This is a genomic window from Nitrospira sp. T9 (assembly GCF_052156535.1).
GTDB lineage: Bacteria > Nitrospirota > Nitrospiria > Nitrospirales > UBA8639 > Nitrospira_E.
In genome coordinates, this window is record NZ_JBQKUP010000032.1 from 55,167 (window position 1) to 73,773 (window position 18,607).

General features: G+C 50.2%; 19 protein-coding genes and 1 pseudogene. 14 read left to right on the plus strand and 6 right to left on the minus strand.

All coding sequences use genetic code 11. From position 1 onward, the window contains the following. Positions 1 to 662: 662 nt before the first annotated feature. Positions 663 to 1,315 (plus strand): annotated as a pseudogene (locus ACTRXD_RS07060) (DUF3047 domain-containing protein). A 166-nt stretch (positions 1,316 to 1,481) separates the two neighbouring features. On the opposite strand, the gene ACTRXD_RS07065 reads toward ACTRXD_RS07060, so the two are convergent. Then, entirely contained in the window at positions 1,482 to 2,576 is a 1,095-nt protein-coding gene (locus tag ACTRXD_RS07065) for a hypothetical protein (RefSeq protein WP_442431136.1), read from the minus strand. 351 nt (positions 2,577 to 2,927) lie between these two features. Here ACTRXD_RS07065 and ACTRXD_RS07070 point away from each other — a divergent pair, with 351 nt between their 5' ends. Together ACTRXD_RS07070 and ACTRXD_RS07075 are read left to right on the plus strand one after the other, a co-directional pair. Further along, positions 2,928 to 3,698: a hypothetical protein gene (locus tag ACTRXD_RS07070; protein ID WP_442431137.1), complete on the plus strand. Its 771-nt coding sequence runs from the start codon at positions 2,928 to 2,930 to the stop codon at positions 3,696 to 3,698. Positions 3,699 to 3,702: 4 nt separating this feature from the next. Further along, positions 3,703 to 4,392: a hypothetical protein gene (locus ACTRXD_RS07075; protein ID WP_442431138.1), complete on the plus strand. Its 690-nt coding sequence runs from the start codon at positions 3,703 to 3,705 to the stop codon at positions 4,390 to 4,392. Between the two features lie 13 nt (positions 4,393 to 4,405). On the opposite strand, the gene ACTRXD_RS07080 is transcribed toward ACTRXD_RS07075, so the two are convergent. The 3 genes from ACTRXD_RS07080 to ACTRXD_RS07090 form a co-directional block, all read right to left on the minus strand. Next, the gene (locus ACTRXD_RS07080; protein ID WP_442431139.1) at positions 4,406 to 4,903 is read right to left on the minus strand and encodes a YajQ family cyclic di-GMP-binding protein; all 498 of its coding nucleotides are present in this window, start codon (positions 4,901 to 4,903) and stop codon (positions 4,406 to 4,408) included. Positions 4,904 to 4,939: 36 nt separating this feature from the next. Next, positions 4,940 to 6,889 carry a carbon starvation CstA family protein gene (locus ACTRXD_RS07085; protein ID WP_442431140.1) on the minus strand — a complete coding sequence of 650 codons (1,950 nt, stop codon included), beginning with the start codon at positions 6,887 to 6,889 and terminating at the stop codon, positions 4,940 to 4,942. A 73-nt stretch (positions 6,890 to 6,962) separates the two neighbouring features. Further along, a complete protein-coding gene (locus tag ACTRXD_RS07090; RefSeq protein WP_312744245.1) occupies positions 6,963 to 7,403 on the minus strand; it encodes a PGPGW domain-containing protein in 441 nt (146 codons plus the stop codon). Between the two features lie 144 nt (positions 7,404 to 7,547). Here ACTRXD_RS07090 and ACTRXD_RS07095 point away from each other — a divergent pair, with 144 nt between their 5' ends. Further along, positions 7,548 to 8,039: an EVE domain-containing protein gene (locus ACTRXD_RS07095; protein ID WP_442431404.1), complete on the plus strand. Its 492-nt coding sequence runs from the start codon at positions 7,548 to 7,550 to the stop codon at positions 8,037 to 8,039. Positions 8,040 to 8,092: 53 nt separating this feature from the next. Here the strand turns inward: ACTRXD_RS07095 and ACTRXD_RS07100 are convergent, their stop codons facing one another. Both ACTRXD_RS07100 and ACTRXD_RS07105 read right to left on the minus strand, forming a co-directional pair. Further along, positions 8,093 to 8,380, minus strand: coding sequence for a YciI family protein (locus ACTRXD_RS07100; protein WP_442431141.1), 288 nt, complete (start codon positions 8,378 to 8,380; stop codon positions 8,093 to 8,095). Positions 8,381 to 8,543: 163 nt separating this feature from the next. Further along, the gene (locus ACTRXD_RS07105; protein ID WP_312646356.1) at positions 8,544 to 8,960 is read right to left on the minus strand and encodes a DUF2203 domain-containing protein; all 417 of its coding nucleotides are present in this window, start codon (positions 8,958 to 8,960) and stop codon (positions 8,544 to 8,546) included. 506 nt (positions 8,961 to 9,466) lie between these two features. Here ACTRXD_RS07105 and rho point away from each other — a divergent pair. The 10 genes from rho (at position 9,467) to ACTRXD_RS07155 (ending at position 18,606) form a co-directional block, all read left to right on the plus strand. Continuing rightward, entirely contained in the window at positions 9,467 to 10,717 is a 1,251-nt protein-coding gene (gene rho / locus ACTRXD_RS07110) for a transcription termination factor Rho (RefSeq protein WP_312646358.1), read from the plus strand. 76 nt (positions 10,718 to 10,793) lie between these two features. Then, a complete protein-coding gene (gene rpmE, locus ACTRXD_RS07115) occupies positions 10,794 to 11,015 on the plus strand; it encodes a 50S ribosomal protein L31 (RefSeq protein ID WP_312646359.1) in 222 nt (73 codons plus the stop codon). 274 nt (positions 11,016 to 11,289) lie between these two features. Next, positions 11,290 to 12,369: a peptide chain release factor 1 gene (prfA, locus tag ACTRXD_RS07120; RefSeq protein ID WP_442431142.1), complete on the plus strand. Its 1,080-nt coding sequence runs from the start codon at positions 11,290 to 11,292 to the stop codon at positions 12,367 to 12,369. A 67-nt stretch (positions 12,370 to 12,436) separates the two neighbouring features. Further along, positions 12,437 to 13,315: a peptide chain release factor N(5)-glutamine methyltransferase gene (gene prmC, locus ACTRXD_RS07125; protein WP_442431143.1), complete on the plus strand. Its 879-nt coding sequence runs from the start codon at positions 12,437 to 12,439 to the stop codon at positions 13,313 to 13,315. Between the two features lie 16 nt (positions 13,316 to 13,331). After that, positions 13,332 to 14,591 carry a UDP-N-acetylglucosamine 1-carboxyvinyltransferase gene (gene murA, locus ACTRXD_RS07130; RefSeq protein ID WP_442431144.1) on the plus strand — a complete coding sequence of 420 codons (1,260 nt, stop codon included), beginning with the start codon at positions 13,332 to 13,334 and terminating at the stop codon, positions 14,589 to 14,591. Continuing rightward, on the plus strand, positions 14,588 to 15,253 hold the full coding sequence (gene hisG, locus ACTRXD_RS07135; RefSeq protein ID WP_442431145.1) for an ATP phosphoribosyltransferase: 666 nt from the start codon (positions 14,588 to 14,590) through the stop codon (positions 15,251 to 15,253). The genes murA and hisG overlap by 4 nt, the downstream gene beginning before the upstream one ends. After that, positions 15,250 to 16,533 carry a histidinol dehydrogenase gene (hisD, locus tag ACTRXD_RS07140; RefSeq protein ID WP_442431146.1) on the plus strand — a complete coding sequence of 428 codons (1,284 nt, stop codon included), beginning with the start codon at positions 15,250 to 15,252 and terminating at the stop codon, positions 16,531 to 16,533. The genes hisG and hisD overlap by 4 nt, the downstream gene beginning before the upstream one ends. Continuing rightward, positions 16,530 to 17,132, plus strand: coding sequence for an imidazoleglycerol-phosphate dehydratase HisB (gene hisB / locus ACTRXD_RS07145; protein WP_442431147.1), 603 nt, complete (start codon positions 16,530 to 16,532; stop codon positions 17,130 to 17,132). The genes hisD and hisB overlap by 4 nt, the downstream gene beginning before the upstream one ends. A gap of 44 nt (positions 17,133 to 17,176) precedes the next feature. Next, positions 17,177 to 17,800, plus strand: a complete 624-nt coding sequence (gene hisH / locus ACTRXD_RS07150) for an imidazole glycerol phosphate synthase subunit HisH (RefSeq protein ID WP_442431148.1) — start codon at positions 17,177 to 17,179, stop codon at positions 17,798 to 17,800. After that, complete coding sequence (locus ACTRXD_RS07155; RefSeq protein ID WP_442431149.1) at positions 17,797 to 18,606, plus strand: hypothetical protein; 810 nt, start codon at positions 17,797 to 17,799, stop codon at positions 18,604 to 18,606. The genes hisH and ACTRXD_RS07155 overlap by 4 nt, the downstream gene beginning before the upstream one ends. Position 18,607: the final 1 nt, after the last annotated feature.

Sequence of the window (18,607 nt, forward strand, 5' to 3'; positions counted from 1 at the left end):
CCGGTCTTCACTTTTTCGAAATCCGGTATCCTAATACCACTCTCGGCCGGTTTATTTCAGCAGACATCATGGTCCTAACCATCCGCAATCGTTCAATACCGGCATTCGAATGCGAGCAAAAATCCCTTTCTTTTTGACGATCCATCCATTAAGAATCATTGGGGTCGATAGGTGTTGTTTTGGCCGCAGTTACGCTCCAAGGGTTTGATCTCCTTTTGAGGACGCGTTCTCTCACAGTTAAAAGCCGGTCGTTCTTACCTTCCTGTGTTTGAGACCTCTGTTTCATCTCAAATTCTGTTTCTTTGCCAGATTCGTGGAACAGTATTCTGTATCACAAGATCTCGTCAGCGCGGCGACGAACAGTTCGATAATATTATAAGTCTTTGAAAAGCTTAAGACATATTGTGTTCTTTCTCACTGGCATTAGGCTTGTATTGATCAGAAATGTAAGGAACCCCTCTCCACACAATTTTATCGGAAAGGCTCATAACACGATGCTAACTCATAAAATTTCTTTGACTTTCCTTCTGGGAGGATTGGGTGTTTTGAGCAGTGCTATTTTTGGGATTGTACCGACGACTTTTGGCGCCACGACTCCCATTCCCTCTTTATATGAACCGACATCATTGTCCAGTCTGGAGGCTTTGCCTCATAGGTGGTCTATGAAAGTGTGGGACGGGATCGGACAGCTTCAGGTGGTGCAGGAAGATCATCGAAAAGTCTTGCGTCTTGAAACCGAGCAGGGATGTATTAGTCTGTTCCGTTCGCTGACGGTCAATCTTGAAGCAAGTCCTGTCGTATCCTGGGAATGGAACGTGGCTCCGCTGCCTACGGCCACAGCGAGTAGCCAATCTTCACGAGATGATCACGGGGTCGCCTTATACTTGGTATTTTCATCAAAGGAAGCGCCAAGCAGGAAAACCATTCTTGGATATATTTGGGACAAAGCTCGTCCGGTCGGGACAACCCTTGTGCGGCCCAAAGATCCCCGTCAGTTCATTATGTGGTCGTGCGCAGCGGGCCTTCCCAGCTAGGAAGGTGGGTAACAGAAGAACGGAATGTGCTTGCCGATTATCGCAGTATCTTTGGAGAGGAGCCCTCAATTTTAGAGGGCATGTCCTTAGTGGTGGATTCGGATCAGACAGGATCAAAATCTGCCAGTCTATTCGGCCCAACCGCCTTTCATTCCAAGTTCAAATCAGGCAGGGAGATACTGGATCAGAAGGATGAACAGTCTCAGGGGACTTCAAAGGTTAAACTGCTTGGGGCTCTTCTGATGTATTTGGGATTGAAGCACTCACAAGGGGACAACTAATGTTTCTTGATCATTCATATGAAATCCCATCCCGGTCTTTCTGTCCATTTGATGATTTGACGGGATTAAAATGTGTTTTACCCCACCACCAATGTATAAATCGGTTGTATCCCCTCAAACAAATTACCGTGGCTGGGATTCAAAAATTTTGGGGAACGATTGTTGGCTACCTGGAGGATGGTTTTCTGGGTCCTGGTTGAATTTCAGTGCGGATGGTATGGGTTCCAGGCGGCAGGCCTTCAGAGAGGATAATTCCGATGATCAACTCACCTTGGACGTGTTCGGTCACCTGACCCAATCGTCCCCGTATTTCGGCTGTCCGCTTTTCCCCCGGCTTAAATGATCCTAGGGGGACGGGAAGAGGGGCTACCCGTTTAAAAGCCTCAACCAAGGTAGGGGTCCCCCGTAACTCCACATAGGCAGATGGAATGGATGTTTCGCTGGTATTGGTCGTTTCAATTAAAAGGATGATGGCCTCTCCGCCCTCCAACACCAGATTGCGGTTGGCATCAATTAATTTGGTTCTAAATTGAACCGATGGGCTTGCAACGGGTGGGGCCGTGGGCGGCCCGCCTACAGCGGGACCTTGAAGAGCCGGAGCAGGGGAACCTGGTTGCGGGGCGACGGGTTGCTGACCGGTATTGAGTTGGACCAATTGGGGGAGAACTCCTATCATCTGTTTAGCCAGAGTTTCAGCGGCGTCTGCTACCGTTCCGTCAATTTGATCGGTGTGGCATGAAACGGATTGGCTGGTGAGTTCCGGCACCCATAGCCTGACTTTCTGGTGGTAGGTCAGGGGACTCTGGGCAAGGGAGGTGCCGTTCGCATCTTCATAGACGGCGTGGAGGTTCAGATCTACAAAGACATCGTACCGATCTTCTTGTCCCGAACGGGTTACTGGATCAAACCCAAACTCCTGGAGATTCAGGATGATTCGATAGCCATCGGGAGAAACGCCTTGCGCCTCTCCGACTGGGGGTTCGGCTCTCACGCCATTGAATCGTTCTTGGCCGACCTGGAGAAAGGTTTTGGATATGATCTCCCCTACTGGAATAGTATAAGGTAACCCACACCCGCCCACAGTCTGAGTATAGGTCAGAAGGTTGGGTGCAAAGGCGTAGGTGATCGTGACAGGAATTCTTGGTTCGTGTTGATCTTCGTGAGTCAGTCGGGGAAGGGAGACTTTGTCGCAGGCGGTAAGAACGGACAGGACAACTACAAGTAAAACGTAATGGAAATTTTTTTTAAGCAGTGGGCACACCGCCTTACCCTACCCCAAGATCCTGAAAGATGGCAACTGGATCCCCTGTTTTTCCAAAGATTTTCCTCTTGCTTTGCTAGGTCCGAATCTTAGCGGGTATCCGGTTGGCACGGTAAACCATAAATGGGCTTCGAGGGAAAGACACTGAAAACCATGAGAGACAGAGGGGAAGATCTGGGAACCAACAGTATGGATAATCCAGAGAGGACAAGGGATCCCGGTCTTCAGCTTGGCAGCTTTTGACAGATATCATCTTCACGGTTTCTCCCTTTCTTGACGATCCTTGATTCAAGGGAAGAGAATTTGACATTAAGACGTCCATTTTTTTTCTTTACCAATGGAGGCTTCATTATGTGGCGTCACATCTGGTTGATTGTCGGGTTCCTTTCTGCTTTTTTTCCCCTTGGCTGTTCGTTGGATAACACTCCCAAGCGGTTGCCGGCTTACCTGCCCCAAGCCACCGGTCTGTCAGGCGGGAGCGTGGCAACAATGGCGCTTCCAGCCGAAGGAGTGACCGCCGTCTTGGTCGTCCTGAACGATTCGGGATTTGAAAAATCAGCTCCTGAACTTCGCCGAGGGACGTTGGAAAATCTCGGAGAACATTTGAAGGCGGAACTGCATAAACAATTACCGATTCAAATTCATTCCGTGGTGTATCCGGATGATGTGAAACCCAAGGGCTCTGTGGACCCATTTATTCAATTGGGGAAGGAGCAGAAGGTGCCCTACCTGCTGTTGGCGGTATTATCCAGTTCCGAGTATGAGGTCTTTGATCATTTTCCTCTGGGCGGGGTGCAACAGCCGACGGGTATGCGGGGTGGGGGAATGCCAGGGTACCGTGCGGAAAATTATGCCCGTCTGGAACTTGCTTTGCTGGATGTCCGGACGGGTCAATCGGTGGTCACTACTGATGGCCAAGCGTGGGCGACTCTTGAACGGCTGGTTGTCCCGATTGAATCGAATGTCTATCCCGTAGTCCGACGAGCTCAGACCCAACCCCCCATTTATCCCAATTCAGAGGGTGAAGAGTATGAGACGCTTCGATGGGTTTCCGGGCAGGATGCCATTGCCCAGGCGGTGATGCATTTAGAAATATTATGGAGGAAGAATCAGGTGGCTTAAATCGATGGCCCTTTCAACAATGTTGTTTATATGTGTGTTGGTTTCTATGCTGGCGGGGTGTGGGGCCGGTTCCACACCCCGTCTGATGGATCTTGTCGGAAAGGAGGCATTTGAATCACAGGAATTATCTCACAAGAATGGTGAGTGGCCCCGGGTCCCTACCATTGGTCTGGTCGTGCATGCAGATGCCACGGCGCAAAATGCCGCGCCGGTGATCATTGCCGAGTATCTTGAGACGCTTACTCGACGCACCGAAGATTTTCTTAAACGGCGTTGTTCTTTTCAGAACATTATGACTGTTCCACGGTTGTCTCAGCCGGTAAACTTTTCCCAAGAATTGAAAGTCCAAGGCCAACACTTTCACGTCCCTTATGAAATTGTCGTGGTGTTCTCAAGTCGTGAGAACACTGGTCCCGTAAAAATTGGAGAAGCGACGATGATGAATCAAATGGGCGGGATGGTCATTGAAAATTCAGCAATAGCTGAGGTGGGTATTCTTCGCCTATCGGATTTTCAAATGGTCTATTGGACGCAGGGGTCGGCATCTGAAATTTTAGAACAACTGGATGTTCCTATTGGGAAAAATCGCCCTTCCCCGATGGAGGCTCGGGACATATTAAGAGCCCGAGCCGGGCAACAGGCTCTCGACCGGGCACTGGAACACGTAGGGGCCGAATGTGAGCCTGCGGTGTGACCACGATTGTCTCTTACCGATAGTTTTCAAATTGCAGATCGAGTCCGAAGTCCTGTTCTTTGAGATGTTTCATGACGGCTTGCAGTTCGTCTTTGCTTTTGCTTTGGATTCTGACTTGTTCCCCTTGAATTTGTCCCTGGGCCTTGAATTTGGCCTCTTTAATCGATTTCGTGATGGCTTTAGCCTTGTCTTCGGGAAGCCCGCTCTGAATGGTGATGGTTTGGCGTACGGTTCCGCCTAAGGCTTCTTCCACTTTCCCATACGTCAGCCCTTTCAAGGACACATTACGTTTGACGCATTTGGACTTAAGGATATCCAAGACCGCGTTGAGTTTGTAGTCATCATCCGAAATCACCACTAATTGTTTGTCCTTCTCTTTTAACGTCAATTCGGTTTTGGATCCTTTAAAATCAAAGCGTTGTCCGACTTCTTTTTCTGTTTGATCCACCACATTTTTCATTTCCTGCATGTCGATGCGAGAAATGACGTCGAAGGAATAGTTGTCCGCCATAAGCCTCCTTTCAAGGTGTTGTGACAGGCCCCTGGATTAGCAGCACCGTCCTGCAGGAAGTTGAATGCCTTCGCCTTCAATCACTTCGGTGCTGTTCAGTGGTTGTTTGTGTATAAGATACCCGTACCATTTTCTGGCGCTGTCTGTGAGGACAATGAGTGCGAGTATGGCCACCAGGCCCACGAGGGAGGCATTGATGGCCATGGTCAGGCTTTGCGACCCGTCTGTTGAGAGCGCCCGACTGATAAAGATGACCAGGAGTTCATAGCATCCGGCCAGCGTGATCACGCCAACAAACACCATCGGGATCACTGTCACCCACAGATAGGATGTTTTGTTCATCTTAATGAGCACGGTCGTGGCAATACAGAGCGCGAGCATACCGAGTAATTGATTGGCTGCGCCAAACATAGGCCAGATGGTCGCAATGGATCCGGTGCCAATGAGATACCCCCACCCCCCAACCACGAACAGACTGGCGCCTAATACGCCGGGCCACCAATTGATCTGTTTGAGCGGGGCGTAGAATCGTCCCCCTAATTCCTGAACCAGGTACCGGGCGACCCGTGTCCCAGCATCAATGGTGGTCAAAATGAACAGGGCTTCGAACAAGAGTGCGAATTGATACCAGTAGGCCATGAGCCCGGACATCCCCGGCAAGCTTGAAAAAATCGAGGCCATGCCAACGGCCAGGGATACCGCACCTCCCGGACGGCCCGATACATCTACCTCAACAAGCGTGGAGAGTTCCGTAATGTGGGCGGTTGGAAATCCCATAGTTTGCAGGGTGTCTGCGGACAGGCTGGTGTTGATGGCAAAATAATCTCCGGGAACGAGAAGGCAGGCGGCGATGAGCGCCACAACTCCGACAAAGCTTTCCAGAAGCATGGCACCGTAGCCGACGATGGCCTGAGTTTCCCGACTGATCAACTTGGGCGTTGTCCCTGAAGAGACCAGGGAATGAAAGCCGGAAATGGCCCCACAGGCAATGGTGATAAAGAGAAACGGAAACAGCGTTCCTGGAATGATCGGTCCATTGCCCGCCGTAAATATGGTGGTGCGAGGCATTTCAATGGTGGGCGCGAGCACTATGACGCCGACGGCCAGAAGGGCGATCACACCCAATTTCATAAATGTTGAGAGATAATCCCGGGGCACTAATAACATCCAGACGGGGAGGACTGAGGCAAGAAATCCATATGCCGCAAGGCTCCATGTGAGCGTGGTGCGGTCCCATAAAAACCATTCAGCCCATTCTGATTGTGCCACGGTTCGGCCGACGAGAATGGCCACTATCAAGAGTCCTAACCCGATCAGCGTCATTTCCCCGACTTGTCCCTGGCGAAATTTTTGAAGGTAGAGTCCCATGAGCAGGGCGATGGGAATGGTCATGACGATGGTAAAAGTGCCCCAGGCATTGTGATAAAGCGCATTGACAACTGCCAGGCCTAATCCGGCTAGCGCGACGACCACGATAAAGAGCACGGCAATCGCCGTGGCCATCCCGGTGATGGGACCTAATTCAGCATGGGCGATCTCCGGGAGTGAACGGCCATTTCGCCGCATGGAGGCGACAAGGATTATAAAATCCTGAACTGCGCCTGCCAGAACCGCGCCAATGACAATCCATAAAAACCCCGGGAGGAAGCCAAATTGTGCCGCCAATACGGGACCGAGTAATGGGCCGGCTCCGGCGATAGCCGCAAAATGATGGCCGAAGAGAATGTATTTGTTGGCGGGATAGAAATTGGTGCCGTCCTCCAGCCGGTGGGCGGGAGTGCGACGTCGATCGTCCAGATTCATGACTCGCTGTGCCAAAAATCGGCCATAGAACCGGTAGGCCAACACGTAGAAGCAGGAGGCGGCGACCACGAGCCAGAGTCCGTTCACCTTTTCGTGAGGATTGACTAGGCCTACGACATGACCGAAGGCGACGGCACAGAGTCCGGCGAGTCCGAGCCATCCGATCTTGTTCCATACAGACATGCGGGCCATCCTATCAACGGGAGAAAAGGGTGTAAACGGGTGTTGACTGAGAGAGGTTCAGGTCGACGTGTGGTTAGGTCGGGGTGTTTTCATGAAACACAAACGGCAGTTTGCCTGCTTTTTCTCGCATGGCGTTGATGGCGTTAAGAATCTGGGGTTGCCGAATGAGTTTTTGTTCGACACGGTGTTTTCCCGGAAAATCCAGAAACAAGATACCCAGAACCATTGTGAGAATCCCTTGTCCTGGTAAAACCAGCATGGCAATTCCGGCTACCAGAAAAATGAGTCCCAGGCCGTTTTTTAACATCAACCCAATGGCGCGAATAATTGGATGATGATTGGCAAACCACTTGCGGTGGCCGTGATTGTCGAAGTAATCAGGGGGCAGGCGAATTAACATAGCAGGGATCGCAATAAGGGTTCCGACAAACGCAATCAGGGAAAGAGTGATCATGCCGACCCAGATTTCCCTGGGAACCCAAGACTCGGCAAATTGAATTAATTGATCAATCATGGTTGGTCATGATGCCTTAAAAATATTACGCCATCACGCGGTGGAAGTGATAGGAAAGGGTCCAATTGTACTCTGAAAAATATACACTTTATAATTGCTTAATGGTGCTGGTGGTTTTCAAAGCCAATGATTGAGTGAGGCATGATGGTACAGTATTGGTTGTTTAAATCAGAGCCGACAACATTTTCCATTGATGATCTGGTTCACTCTCCCCGTAAGACCACATGTTGGGAAGGCGTACGTAATTACCAGGCTAGGAATTTCCTTAAATCCATGAATGTTGGGGATTTGGGATTTTTTTACCATAGCAATGCTGACCCTCCAGCTATAGTTGGAATCGTTAAAGTGGTTAGGGCCGCTTATCCCGACTCTTTTGCATTCGATTCAAGGAGCCGATATTTCGATCCGCGTAGTGCTCCGGATTCGCCCCGTTGGTTCCTTGTTGATGTCCAGTTCGTCAAAAAGTTTCCTCAGGCCTTGCATTTGGATCAATTGCGGGCCGTTAAGGGATTAGAAAAAATGGAACTGCTTCGTAAAGGTTCCAGGCTCTCGATTCAACCAGTGCGTCCGGATGAATGGCAACGGGTGTTGGATTTTGCTCAAAATACTACAAAATATTCGTCCACCCCAAAGTAGACCACCAGGATTTTCCCAAACGTTGGTACATTCTTTTTCCACTTTCTCCCTGGTTAAAGTGAAAAATTCACTTTGGGAAACACCTGTAAAAACGGGTGGATGGTGACTTCCTGAAAAACCCCATGAAGGGCATAGGGATCATTCTTGGCAAATGCTTGGACTTCTTCGAGTGATTCTGCTTCAACCACGATTAAGCTTCCTATTTTATCGGTCAGAGGCCCAGCCAAAATAACTTTGCCTTGTTGCGCCCACGCCTCAAGTCGTTTGAGGTGGGCTTCTCGATAGAGGGGGCGTTTTTGTGCGCCTTCAGGACCATCTTTACCCAAAATGACGAATTTCATTCTTTCTCCTCGTTCCTTTTCCGAAGTCGAATCAATGGCCTTTTTTCGGCAACGGGCATGACTTTTCGATCATATCAGAAGGCAGTCGTATGGATATGTTGCGTCGGAAGCTCCGGTTGTCCGGAGAGTGTGATTAAAACGAATAGGCGAATGTGCGGCAGGTCTAGGGATTCGGGTCTTCTAAAGGTTGTCTGTTCGCATACCCGCTGTCAATATCATGCCACCAGCGAACCTGTTTTTCTCCGGACTTCCAACACAAAAATACCAGACGGTCATCAAGCAAAAATGGGAAATCACATAATCCAATTTCGACATCTTTGATCACCACGCCGAGTTCCTGAATGGCATGCAGGCTGCCATTGATGTCTTGTAACCCTTTGATATATTGGACGCCCATGACCGTTCCTCCTCCAGAGGATGCTTGAGCGCTGGCTTTTTTGACTTCTTCCCTCGTGTCCATAAGTATTTGCCGTCCTGCCTTAATATTGTCCCAAAATTGTTCCAGCTCCGGTATTAATCCGTTGGCTTCGGAGAGGGTGAAAATCCGTTCGCTGGAAAAGGGAAAACCTGAATCAGACATGGGAGAGGACCCTTCCTTGTTGACTTTCAATTACCATTATGATGGTTTAACATAATGAGATTAAGGGTGCCAACCATAAGAGAGTGGGCTAACTTTTCGATGATTGGTTTGGGGAAAATTTGAGTTTCGTGTCGCAACTTCCGAAAGGAGCCTATTGACAAGTTGTTCAATAGTGAGATAAATAATTACTTAAGACCTGCCCATTTGATAGCAAAATCCATTTCCGCCAATTAACTTCTCGGACTTCACGTATTATTTCAAATCGTAGATAGGACAACACGGTGGTTTTGACAAGTGTGGTTCTTCAGTTTCTCTAAACATTCTTCCTAAAATACACAATACCGGTCTAAATTTTTAACTTTATTAAAGTCTGGTACGGTTCCCTTTTCGGGGATCGCCAAAGTTCCCAGCGCATAACCCAGATGAAAATGTTCGTATCCTTTCCACCCCTCGTAACAGGCTAAGCCCACGAGAAAACCCTTCCGGCCAATGAATGGAGTAACCTAATGTATCTTGCCGAATTGAAGCAAAAGTCCATTGGAGAATTAAATGAAATCGCGCGTGATCTTAAAATTGATGGCGCGCCAAATTTGCGAAAGCAAGAGCTGATTTTCTCTATTCTTCAAGGGCAGAGCGACAAGAACGGAGTCATTTTCGGAGAGGGAGTCCTTGAGACTCTATCAGATGGATTTGGATTTCTCCGGGCCCCTGATTCCAACTACCTACCAGGACCCGATGATATTTATATTTCTCCGTCTCAAATTCGACGATTTAATTTGCGAACCGGTGATATTGTCTCAGGGCAGATTCGTCCACCGAAGGACGGAGAGCGGTATTTCGCGCTCTTAAAAGTCGAAAAAATTAATTATGATGAGCCTGAGGTGCAGCGGGATAAAATTCTGTTCGATAATCTTACTCCGCTGTATCCTGAAGAGCGGATCAACCTTGAATTTGATCCTGAAGAGTATTGCACGAGAGTGATGGAGCTCACGACCCCCATTGGCAAAGGGCAACGGGGATTGATCGTGGCGGCACCCAGAACGGGAAAGACCATGCTCTTGCAGGCGGTGGCGCGGGCCATTATTGCGAATCATCCTGAAATTGTCTTGATTGTCCTTCTAATTGATGAACGACCAGAAGAAGTCACCGATTGGCAGCGCCAAGTTAAAGCCGCCGAAGTCATTAGTTCCACCTTTGATGAGCCTCCTCAGCGGCATGCCCAAGTGGCAGAGATTGTCATGGAAAAAGCCAAGCGGTTGGTCGAACATAAACGGGATGTGGTGATTTTGTTAGACAGTGTGACTCGATTGGCGCGCGCCTATAATACGATTTCCCCCCCCAGTGGTAAGGTGTTATCCGGAGGTTTGGATTCCAATGCCCTGCAACGACCGAAGCGGTTTTTTGGTGCCGCCAGAAATATCGAATTTGGTGGAAGTTTGACGATTCTGGCCACAGCATTGGTTGATACCGGAAGTCGAATGGACGATGTTATTTTTGAAGAGTTTAAGGGCACGGGCAATATGGAGGTGCACTTGGATCGTCGGTTAGCGGATAAACGCCTCTTCCCGGCCATCGATATCAGTCAATCCGGCACGAGGAAAGAGGAGTTGCTGGTTGATCGCGACCGTCTGAACAAAATGTGGATCCTCCGAAAGGTGTTAAGCCCTCTCGGGACCATGGAGGCGATGGAATTTCTCATGGATAAAATTGGCGGAACCAAGAGTAATAATGAGTTCTTGCAATCTATGAATCGATAATTCACAATAGAGGTTTGGCATTGAGGGCTTTTCATATTTAGATGTTGAATCGAGAGATGGCGTAGAAGGAGGTAGTATGAAAAAGGGCATTCACCCGGCTTATGAATTTGCAAATGTGAGTTGTGCGTGCGGTATGACCTACCAAACCCGGACGACCGTGGGAGACTTAAAGGTTGATATCTGTTCCAGTTGCCATCCGTTTTTCACGGGTACTCAGAAAATTGTGGATGCCGAAGGACGGGTGGAACGTTTCAATAAAAAATACGCCAAAACGGCGAAGCCCAAAGCCAAAGCGTAAAGACCGTTTTCTCTTTCTCCTCCATTGTCCTGCCTAAACATTCCCCAGGGGATGATGTCTGTGCATGGTGCTGAAGCAGTCCTGGCTGTTGCTTTTCTCGATTTGCGGACTAGAAGACCAGGTTTCCCAGCAACGGCTCCCCTGAGTGTTGACACGGTTCCCCTCCGTTCAATCCCCTCTTTCTATGAAAATTTTCGTATGAGGCTAGCGGGTAATGGTTGTCTAGGATAAAGGGTACATGTCGTGTTATTTAATTTCCTGTTAAACTAGATCAATGGCACCAATTACTAAGACAGAGCTGAAAGAGGGCGGTTTATTTAGCAAATGGGAGGCCATTGCGAATAAATATGACACGCTCAACGATCAGTTGTCAGATCCTGCCGTCTTGTCTCAACCGACTCTTCTGGTTGCCCTCAATAAAGAGCGATCAGAGATAGAGCCCATTGCACAGTTGTTTGGCGGGTACCGACGGGTAGTCGAGGAGATTGCCCAGACTCGCCTGATGACAGAAGATCTGCAATTAGACCCCGATATGCGCCGGTTGGCCGGTGAAGAATTGCAAAGCCTGGAAAGTCAACGTGAGGCCATGGAGACCCAGGTCATTGAATTGCTCTGCCCGGCTGATGAAGGTGATAATAAAAATTCGTTCATTGAAATTCGCGCAGGGACGGGTGGAAGTGAGGCCGCACTCTTTGCCGGCGATCTCCTTCGAATGTACACGAAGTTTGCCGAGGCTAAGGGGTTGCGGGTCGAATTAATGGAATTCCAGGAAACCGGTCTTGGTGGGGTCAAAGAGGCGGTTTTGCTGGTTGAAGGCAAGGGAGCCTTTGGAAATTTTAAGTATGAAAGTGGAGTGCACCGGGTGCAGCGTGTCCCGACGACAGAGGCTAATGGACGAATTCATACCTCCACGGCTACGGTTGCGGTGATGCCGGAGGTTGAAGAGGTGGAGGTGCACATTGATCCGAAAGATTTACGGATTGACACCTATTGTTCATCAGGAGCTGGTGGACAGAGTGTGAATACGACCTATTCTGCGATCCGGATTACTCATATTCCGACAGGAGTGGTCGTGACATGTCAGGACGAGCGATCCCAACTAAAAAATCGAACGAAGGCCATGCGAACCCTTCGAACACGAATCGGTGATGCCGAGCGCGAAAAACAAGAAGCCTCTATTGCGCAACAACGCCGTTCCCAAGTCGGGACAGGGGAGCGGAGTGAAAAAATCCGCACGTATAATTTTCCACAAAATCGAGTGACCGACCATCGAATCGGGCTGACGTTGCACAAATTGGATCGAGTGATGGAAGGCGATCTTGACGGGTTAATCGCCGGCCTCAAAGCCCAATGATGTCTTTCGTGTAGCGCCATTCCGTTTCTTTCAACGATTCAACGCGCATGTGCTTTTTGAGGCTCAGATGCCCTGCTTCACTTCCTATTCACAGTTATATCGTGGTGCGGTTGAGACGCTGATTCAAGCGGGGATTGCCAACGCCCGCCATGAAGCGTTGTGGATTCTCGAGGAGGCTCTTGGTATTACGCGATTGCAACTGCATGGGAATCCAGACGCTCCCGTTGATGCGGAAGTCTGTCAGCGGGCTGTGGCCTTGTTTCAGCGCCGTGCCTTACATGAACCACTTCAATATGTATTAGGGAATCAAGATTTTTTTGGGTTGGATTTTCTCGTCCAACCCGGGGTGCTCATTCCAAGACCTGAGACCGAATTGCTGGTGGAGGAGGCGATTGGACTTCTAGGGGCTGATGTGCGTCCGGTGATTCTGGATGTCGGGACGGGTTCTGGATGTCTGGCGATCAGTCTAGCGGTCAACCTTCCTGCAGCGGTGATTATCGCATCAGATAAGTCAGTCTCCGCGCTACATCTTGCGCAGGTCAATGCCATGCGCCATGGAGTTGCGCAACGAATTCTATGGGTGGCTGGTGACCTGCTTTCCCACTTGTTATCCGGAAATTTAGCAGGTAAAGTGACCGCCATTATTGCTAACCTGCCGTATATCTCCCATGCGGAATGGGAACACCTTTCTCCAGATGTCAAAGACTTTGAACCACGGCTGGCGTTGGATGGAGGGCCGGACGGACTCGATGTGTACCGGCGATTATTGGATGAATCGCCGGGTCTTGTTTCCTCAAAGGGATATGTCCTGATGGAAGTGGGAGTTGGTCAGGCTGACCTTCTGTGCCGGGACCCTTCCTTGACGAATGCGTTTAAGATGGTAAAGGTCCTGCCGGATTCCCAAGGCATTCCACGAGTGGTATGCGTGCAACGGCATCTTGTGTAGACAGGGAATATTGTCAGTGGATCAAATTCGAATCACCGGTGGATTGCCATTAAAGGGGTCCGTGGAAATCGGCGGAGCCAAGAATGCCGCCTTGCCTATTTTGGCAGCGACATTGTTAGGGGGCGGGGAATGCGTCATTGACCATGTTCCACATGTTCGTGATGTGATGACTATGGGGAAATTACTGGCCCTGTTGGGAGTGACGGTTCAAGAGGAAGGCCCCAGGGTCAGACTGGATGCAGCTCAGGTGCATTCGATTGAAGCGCCGTATGATTTAGTCAAAACGATGCGAGCGTCTATTTTAGCCTTAGGCCCTTTACTCGCTCGGCTGGGAGAAGCCAAAGTTTCTCTGCCGGGCGGATGTGCGATCGGCACCAGACCGGTCAATCTTCACCTCAAAGGATTGGAGATGATGGGGGCTGAAATTCAAGTAGAGCATGGATATATCCATGCGAAAGCCGGTCGTCTTAAAGGAGCAAGGATTGACTTGGATTTCCCGACGGTCACGGGCACGGAAAACCTGATCATGGCGGCTTGCCTGGCACAAGGGACCACGAGTTTGCATAATGTCGCACGGGAACCGGAAATCACGGACCTCTGTGCATTCTTAACCAAGCGGGGTGCCAAAATTCATGGGATGGGAACGGACACCATTACAATTGAAGGGGTGAAGGAACTTCATGGGGCAGGGCATTGGGTGATCCCTGATCGAGTTGAAGCCGGCACCTATTTAATGGCCGGAGCTATTACCGGTGGGGATGTGATGGTAAAGGGGTGCGTATCAGATCATTTAGGAAGCGTCCTGAAAAAAGTTCAGGAAATGGGTGCTGAGTTAACCGAAAGTCATGACGGTGTGCGAATCCGCCGGTCGGGTTCGCTCAAAGCGGTGGAAATTAAGACGCTCCCCTATCCAGGCTTCCCGACCGATCTTCAAGCCCAAATGATGGCGTTGATGTCGGTGGCAGAAGGCGTGAGCGTGATCTCCGAAACAATTTTTGAAGGGCGATTTTTGCACGTTCCGGAACTTCACCGGATGGGAGCGTCGATTGAGATTGATGGCCCACATGCCGTGGTCAAAGGTGTGCCGTTGCTCACCGGTGCACCCGTCATGGCTTCGGATTTACGCGCCAGTGCAGGCTTGGTCCTGGCCGGGTTAGCGGCTGATGGCGAAACGATTGTGTCCCGCGTTTATCATTTAGACCGCGGCTATGAACGGCTGGAAGAAAAATTTCAAGCCCTGGGTGCGAGGATTGTTCGCGTGCGTGAGGTGGTATGAGCGAAGGGATTACCATTGCCCTTTCCAAGGGTAAACTTCTTGATCCGACTCTTGAATTGTTCCGCCAGGCAGGCTATTCGGGATATCATGTCCGAGCGAACGACCGTCGATTAATTTTGGAATTTCCGGAGCATGGGCACCGGGTCTTAATTGTTCGCCCAAGTGATGTGCCGGCCTATGTTGAATATGGCGCAGCGGATTTAGGGGTGGTTGGGAAAGATGTTCTGTTGGAACAGAGTCCGGATGTGTATGAACCGGTTGACTTGAACTTGGGAGTCTGCCGGTTGGTGGTCGCCAGGCCGAACGGGCCACAGCTTGGGCAACGGATGTCCTCCAAGCTTCGGGTGGCAACCAAATACCCCACGATCACCGAACGGTATTTTAACCAGCAAGGGTTGCCTGTGGAATTGATTAAGCTCTACGGATCGATCGAGTTGGCTCCATTGGTCGGATTGGCCGATCGGATTGTCGATCTGGTTGAGACGGGAAACACTCTGAAAGCCAATAATCTGGTCGAGGATGAAGTGATCGCCTGGTCATCTGCCCGGTTGATTGTGAACCGGGCAAGCTTAAAAATGAAACATGCTGTGATTACCGAACTGATTGCCCGGGTGAAGAAAATTCTTTCTCGTTCCCGCTCCCCAAAAAAGGTTCATGCATGAAAATTGTTTCCCACAAGGATCAAGAGTTCTCGAAATCGGTGAATCGTGTCTGTCAGCGGGCCGCTCAACAAAACGACAAGGTTGAAAAAGCCGTCAGGAACATATTGGATGCTGTTCGGCAAGAGGGCGATCAGGCACTCCAGCGATTGACCTGGAAATTCGATCATGTCCGAATCAGTCCTGACAGTCTTCGTGTGACGTCAAAAGACGTCGAGCGTGCCTACGCTGAACTACCGTCCTCAGATATTAAAGCCCTGAAATATGCGGCGAATCGTATTCGGACCTTTCATCGTCGACAACGAAGGAAATCCTGGGTCTATCGTCAACAGGGGATTCAATTAGGCCAACGGATCACGCCGTTAGATACCGTCGGTGTGTATGTTCCAGGCGGAAAAGCCCTGTATCCATCATCGGTGCTCATGAATGCCATCCCCGCGAAAGTGGCTGGGGTGAAGCGAGTCGTCATGTGTACGCCGACTCCGAATGGCATCATCCACCCCGCGTTGTTAGTGGCGGCGGATGTCGCTGGAGTGGATGAAATCTATCGGGTCGGTGGAGCCCAAGCCATTGGGGCCTTGGCTTTCGGCACCTCGACAATCCGGCCCGTAGATAAAATTGTCGGTCCCGGGAATATGTATGTGGCCACGGCCAAACGCCTGGTCTACGGCCAGGTCGACATTGATATGATTGCGGGTCCGAGTGAGTTGCTGGTCATTGCCGACTCCGCCAGTAACCCGCTGCATGTGGCGGCTGATCTGCTTTGTGAAGCCGAGCATGATGAGGAAGCCTGTGTCTATCTGGTGACGACTTCTTTGACTCTTGCCAGGCGGGTTGTGACTGAAGTGACCCGCCAACTCGCACAGTTGGGACGCCAGGCGATTGCGTCCCGATCAATTCAAAATCATGCCCTGGCATTTGTTGTGCGAACCTTTGATGAGGCCTTTGAATTAGCCAATCGGATTGCGCCTGAGCATTTATCATTAAATATGGATCGGGCGGGAGACTATGTGTCACGTATACGTCATGCGGGTGCCATTTTTGTTGGCCGCTATACCCCTCCCGCGGTGGTGGATTATGTGGCAGGGCCCAATCATGTATTACCAACTGGTGGAAGTGCCAGATTTTTTTCGTGTTTGGGTGTGGATGAGTACATGAAAACCAGCAATGTGGTGGCCTATTCGAAGGCCGCGTTGCGCAAAGCCCATGCTCCAGTGATGCGGCTGTCTCTGCTGGAAGGCCTGGATGCACATGGGCGATCAATGGAGAGTCGATGGACATGAACGAACATCTTGTTCCCAGAACGGCTTCTCAAGAACGGAAGACCGCGGAAACGGCCATTCGAGTGGAATGGGGCCTCGACGGGTGCGGCAACAATCAGATTAAGACCTCGATCCCGTTTTTGGATCACATGCTGAATTTATTCGGTAAACATGGATTTTTTGATCTGACAGTGGAAGCGAAAGGGGATATCGAGATTGATGACCATCACACGATCGAAGACGTGGGGATTGTCATGGGGCAGGTCTTAACACAGGCTCTCGGGACCAAAGAGGGCCTCACCCGATTCGGGTGTGCGACGGTTCCGTTGGATGAAACGCTGGCTCAGGTGACCGTAGATCTGAGTGGCCGGCCGTACCTTGTATACAATGTGGTGTTACCCACGCGATATATTAAGTCGTTTGATTTAGGATTGTTTGAAGATTTTTTTCAGGCATTCGTGAGTCAGGGAGGGTTAAACCTTCATGTGAATGTGCTGTATGGAAGAAATCCTCATCACATCATGGAAGCGATTTTTAAGGCGTTTGCGAAAGCCTTGGATCAAGCGGTTAGGCGGGAAGAACGAATTAAGGGAGTGCTCTCCACCAAAGGGTCGCTCTAAATGGTGAGAATCAGTGGGCGGAGAGAGAGGAAAACAGCCAGGACATGATTGCCATTATTGATTATGGGATGGGAAATCTTCGGAGCGTGCAGAAAGGGTTTGAATGTGTGGGCCATGAAGCGGTCGTGACTCGAGACCTTCCCGTGATTGACCAGGCCAGTCATGTCGTGTTGCCGGGTGTAGGCGCGTTTGGGGATTGCATGGATAACCTGGTTCGCTTTGAGTTGATGGATGTCATATACCGTTCCATAGCTTCGGGAAAACCTTTTCTCGGCATTTGTTTAGGGTATCAATTGCTGTTTTCGGAGAGCGAAGAATTTGGCTATCATCAAGGGTTAGGGATTCTGGCCGGGAAGGTGAAAGCGATTCCCCGTCCGTCCGAGGATGGAGAGACGTCGTTTAAAATTCCTCATATGGGTTGGAATACGATTCAGGTCAACACGGTTGCTCCGCCTTTACGTGGCATTGCCTCCGACTCCTATGTGTATTTCGTGCATTCCTACTATGTGGAACCGATGGATTGTGCTCTCGTCAGTACCCAAACCGACTATGGAATTTCTTTTGCGAGTAGTGTCTGGAAAGACAATGTGTTTGCGACTCAATGGCATCCCGAGAAAAGTCAGGCCGTCGGGTTGCAGGTCTTAAAGAATTTTGGTGATTGGCAATGAGGGGAATGTGTCTTGCGATCAATGGGCGGTCGAGACCGTTGCCTGCCCGGTTCCTGGTCATGAGCCTTATCGGGTGGTGGTGTTTCGGTGTAGGCTGTGTTCCCCCTAAAGTTCAAATTCAGGCCGCTCCACAATTTGACCCCTCCCGTATATCCAGTCTCGCCATCCTTCCTTTTCAGACCATCAAAACGCCTCAATTGGCGAGTAGCTCACGGGGAGGCATAAGGGATCCGGAAGAAATTCGTACACAATTTCGGTTGCCGGGGACTGATCAGGCGGATGGGACAGAATTCAGAAAAGTTCGTTATGTAGTGCCTGAAACGGCCGCACATCGAATTACCTTACAGGTGGCTTCTGTGTTGGCCGGCCGGCCTTCCTTGCGGGTGATCGGTCCAGAGGAGTCTTCTGCCGTGATAGGTAAGGAAAGCCCGGAAGCGGAATCCTCCTTCTCCGTCCTGGCCCAAGAGGTTGGAACGCGCTTGAAGGTGGATGGAATTGTGACGGGGCTCGTCCGGACATACCGTGAGCGAGAAGGGAGCAAGCTTGGAGCCAAGCCGGCTGCAGTAGGGTTTGAAGTGTACCTCCTGAGACCGTCCGATGGTATGGTCTTGTGGACCGGGGAATTTTTTGAGGAACAAAAACCACTTAACCAGGATGTAGTAGGATTTTTTGAAAAGGGTGGAGGGTTTGTGACTGCCGATACACTTGCTGAATTGGGTGTCAACAAAGTGATGAAGGCCTTCCCCGTCGGCTTGGGCGAACAGGGGCCTCCTCTTCCTGCTCCATCCTTGAAGGAGAATCCCTAAC

Excerpts from the sequence above, each read along its gene's own strand:
- ACTRXD_RS07075 (WP_442431138.1), top strand. The coding sequence starts at position 3,703 with ATGGCCCTTTCAACAATGTTGTTTATATGTGTGTTGGTTTCTATGCTG.
- hisD (WP_442431146.1), top strand. The coding sequence starts at position 15,250 with ATGAAAATTGTTTCCCACAAGGATCAAGAGTTCTCGAAATCGGTGAAT.
- ACTRXD_RS07085 (WP_442431140.1), bottom strand. The coding sequence starts at position 6,889 with ATGTCTGTATGGAACAAGATCGGATGGCTCGGACTCGCCGGACTCTGT.
- ACTRXD_RS07105 (WP_312646356.1), bottom strand. The coding sequence starts at position 8,960 with ATGTCTGATTCAGGTTTTCCCTTTTCCAGCGAACGGATTTTCACCCTC.
- prmC (WP_442431143.1), top strand. The coding sequence starts at position 12,437 with ATGCCCTGCTTCACTTCCTATTCACAGTTATATCGTGGTGCGGTTGAG.
- hisG (WP_442431145.1), top strand. The coding sequence starts at position 14,588 with ATGAGCGAAGGGATTACCATTGCCCTTTCCAAGGGTAAACTTCTTGAT.
- rho (WP_312646358.1), top strand. The coding sequence starts at position 9,467 with ATGTATCTTGCCGAATTGAAGCAAAAGTCCATTGGAGAATTAAATGAA.
- ACTRXD_RS07100 (WP_442431141.1), bottom strand. The coding sequence starts at position 8,380 with ATGAAATTCGTCATTTTGGGTAAAGATGGTCCTGAAGGCGCACAAAAA.
- ACTRXD_RS07155 (WP_442431149.1), top strand. The coding sequence starts at position 17,797 with ATGAGGGGAATGTGTCTTGCGATCAATGGGCGGTCGAGACCGTTGCCT.
- hisH (WP_442431148.1), top strand. The coding sequence starts at position 17,177 with ATGATTGCCATTATTGATTATGGGATGGGAAATCTTCGGAGCGTGCAG.
- ACTRXD_RS07080 (WP_442431139.1), bottom strand. The coding sequence starts at position 4,903 with ATGGCGGACAACTATTCCTTCGACGTCATTTCTCGCATCGACATGCAG.
- ACTRXD_RS07095 (WP_442431404.1), top strand. The coding sequence starts at position 7,548 with ATGGTACAGTATTGGTTGTTTAAATCAGAGCCGACAACATTTTCCATT.
- hisB (WP_442431147.1), top strand. The coding sequence starts at position 16,530 with ATGAACGAACATCTTGTTCCCAGAACGGCTTCTCAAGAACGGAAGACC.
- prfA (WP_442431142.1), top strand. The coding sequence starts at position 11,290 with ATGGCACCAATTACTAAGACAGAGCTGAAAGAGGGCGGTTTATTTAGC.
- rpmE (WP_312646359.1), top strand. The coding sequence starts at position 10,794 with ATGAAAAAGGGCATTCACCCGGCTTATGAATTTGCAAATGTGAGTTGT.
- ACTRXD_RS07090 (WP_312744245.1), bottom strand. The coding sequence starts at position 7,403 with ATGATTGATCAATTAATTCAATTTGCCGAGTCTTGGGTTCCCAGGGAA.
- ACTRXD_RS07070 (WP_442431137.1), top strand. The coding sequence starts at position 2,928 with ATGTGGCGTCACATCTGGTTGATTGTCGGGTTCCTTTCTGCTTTTTTT.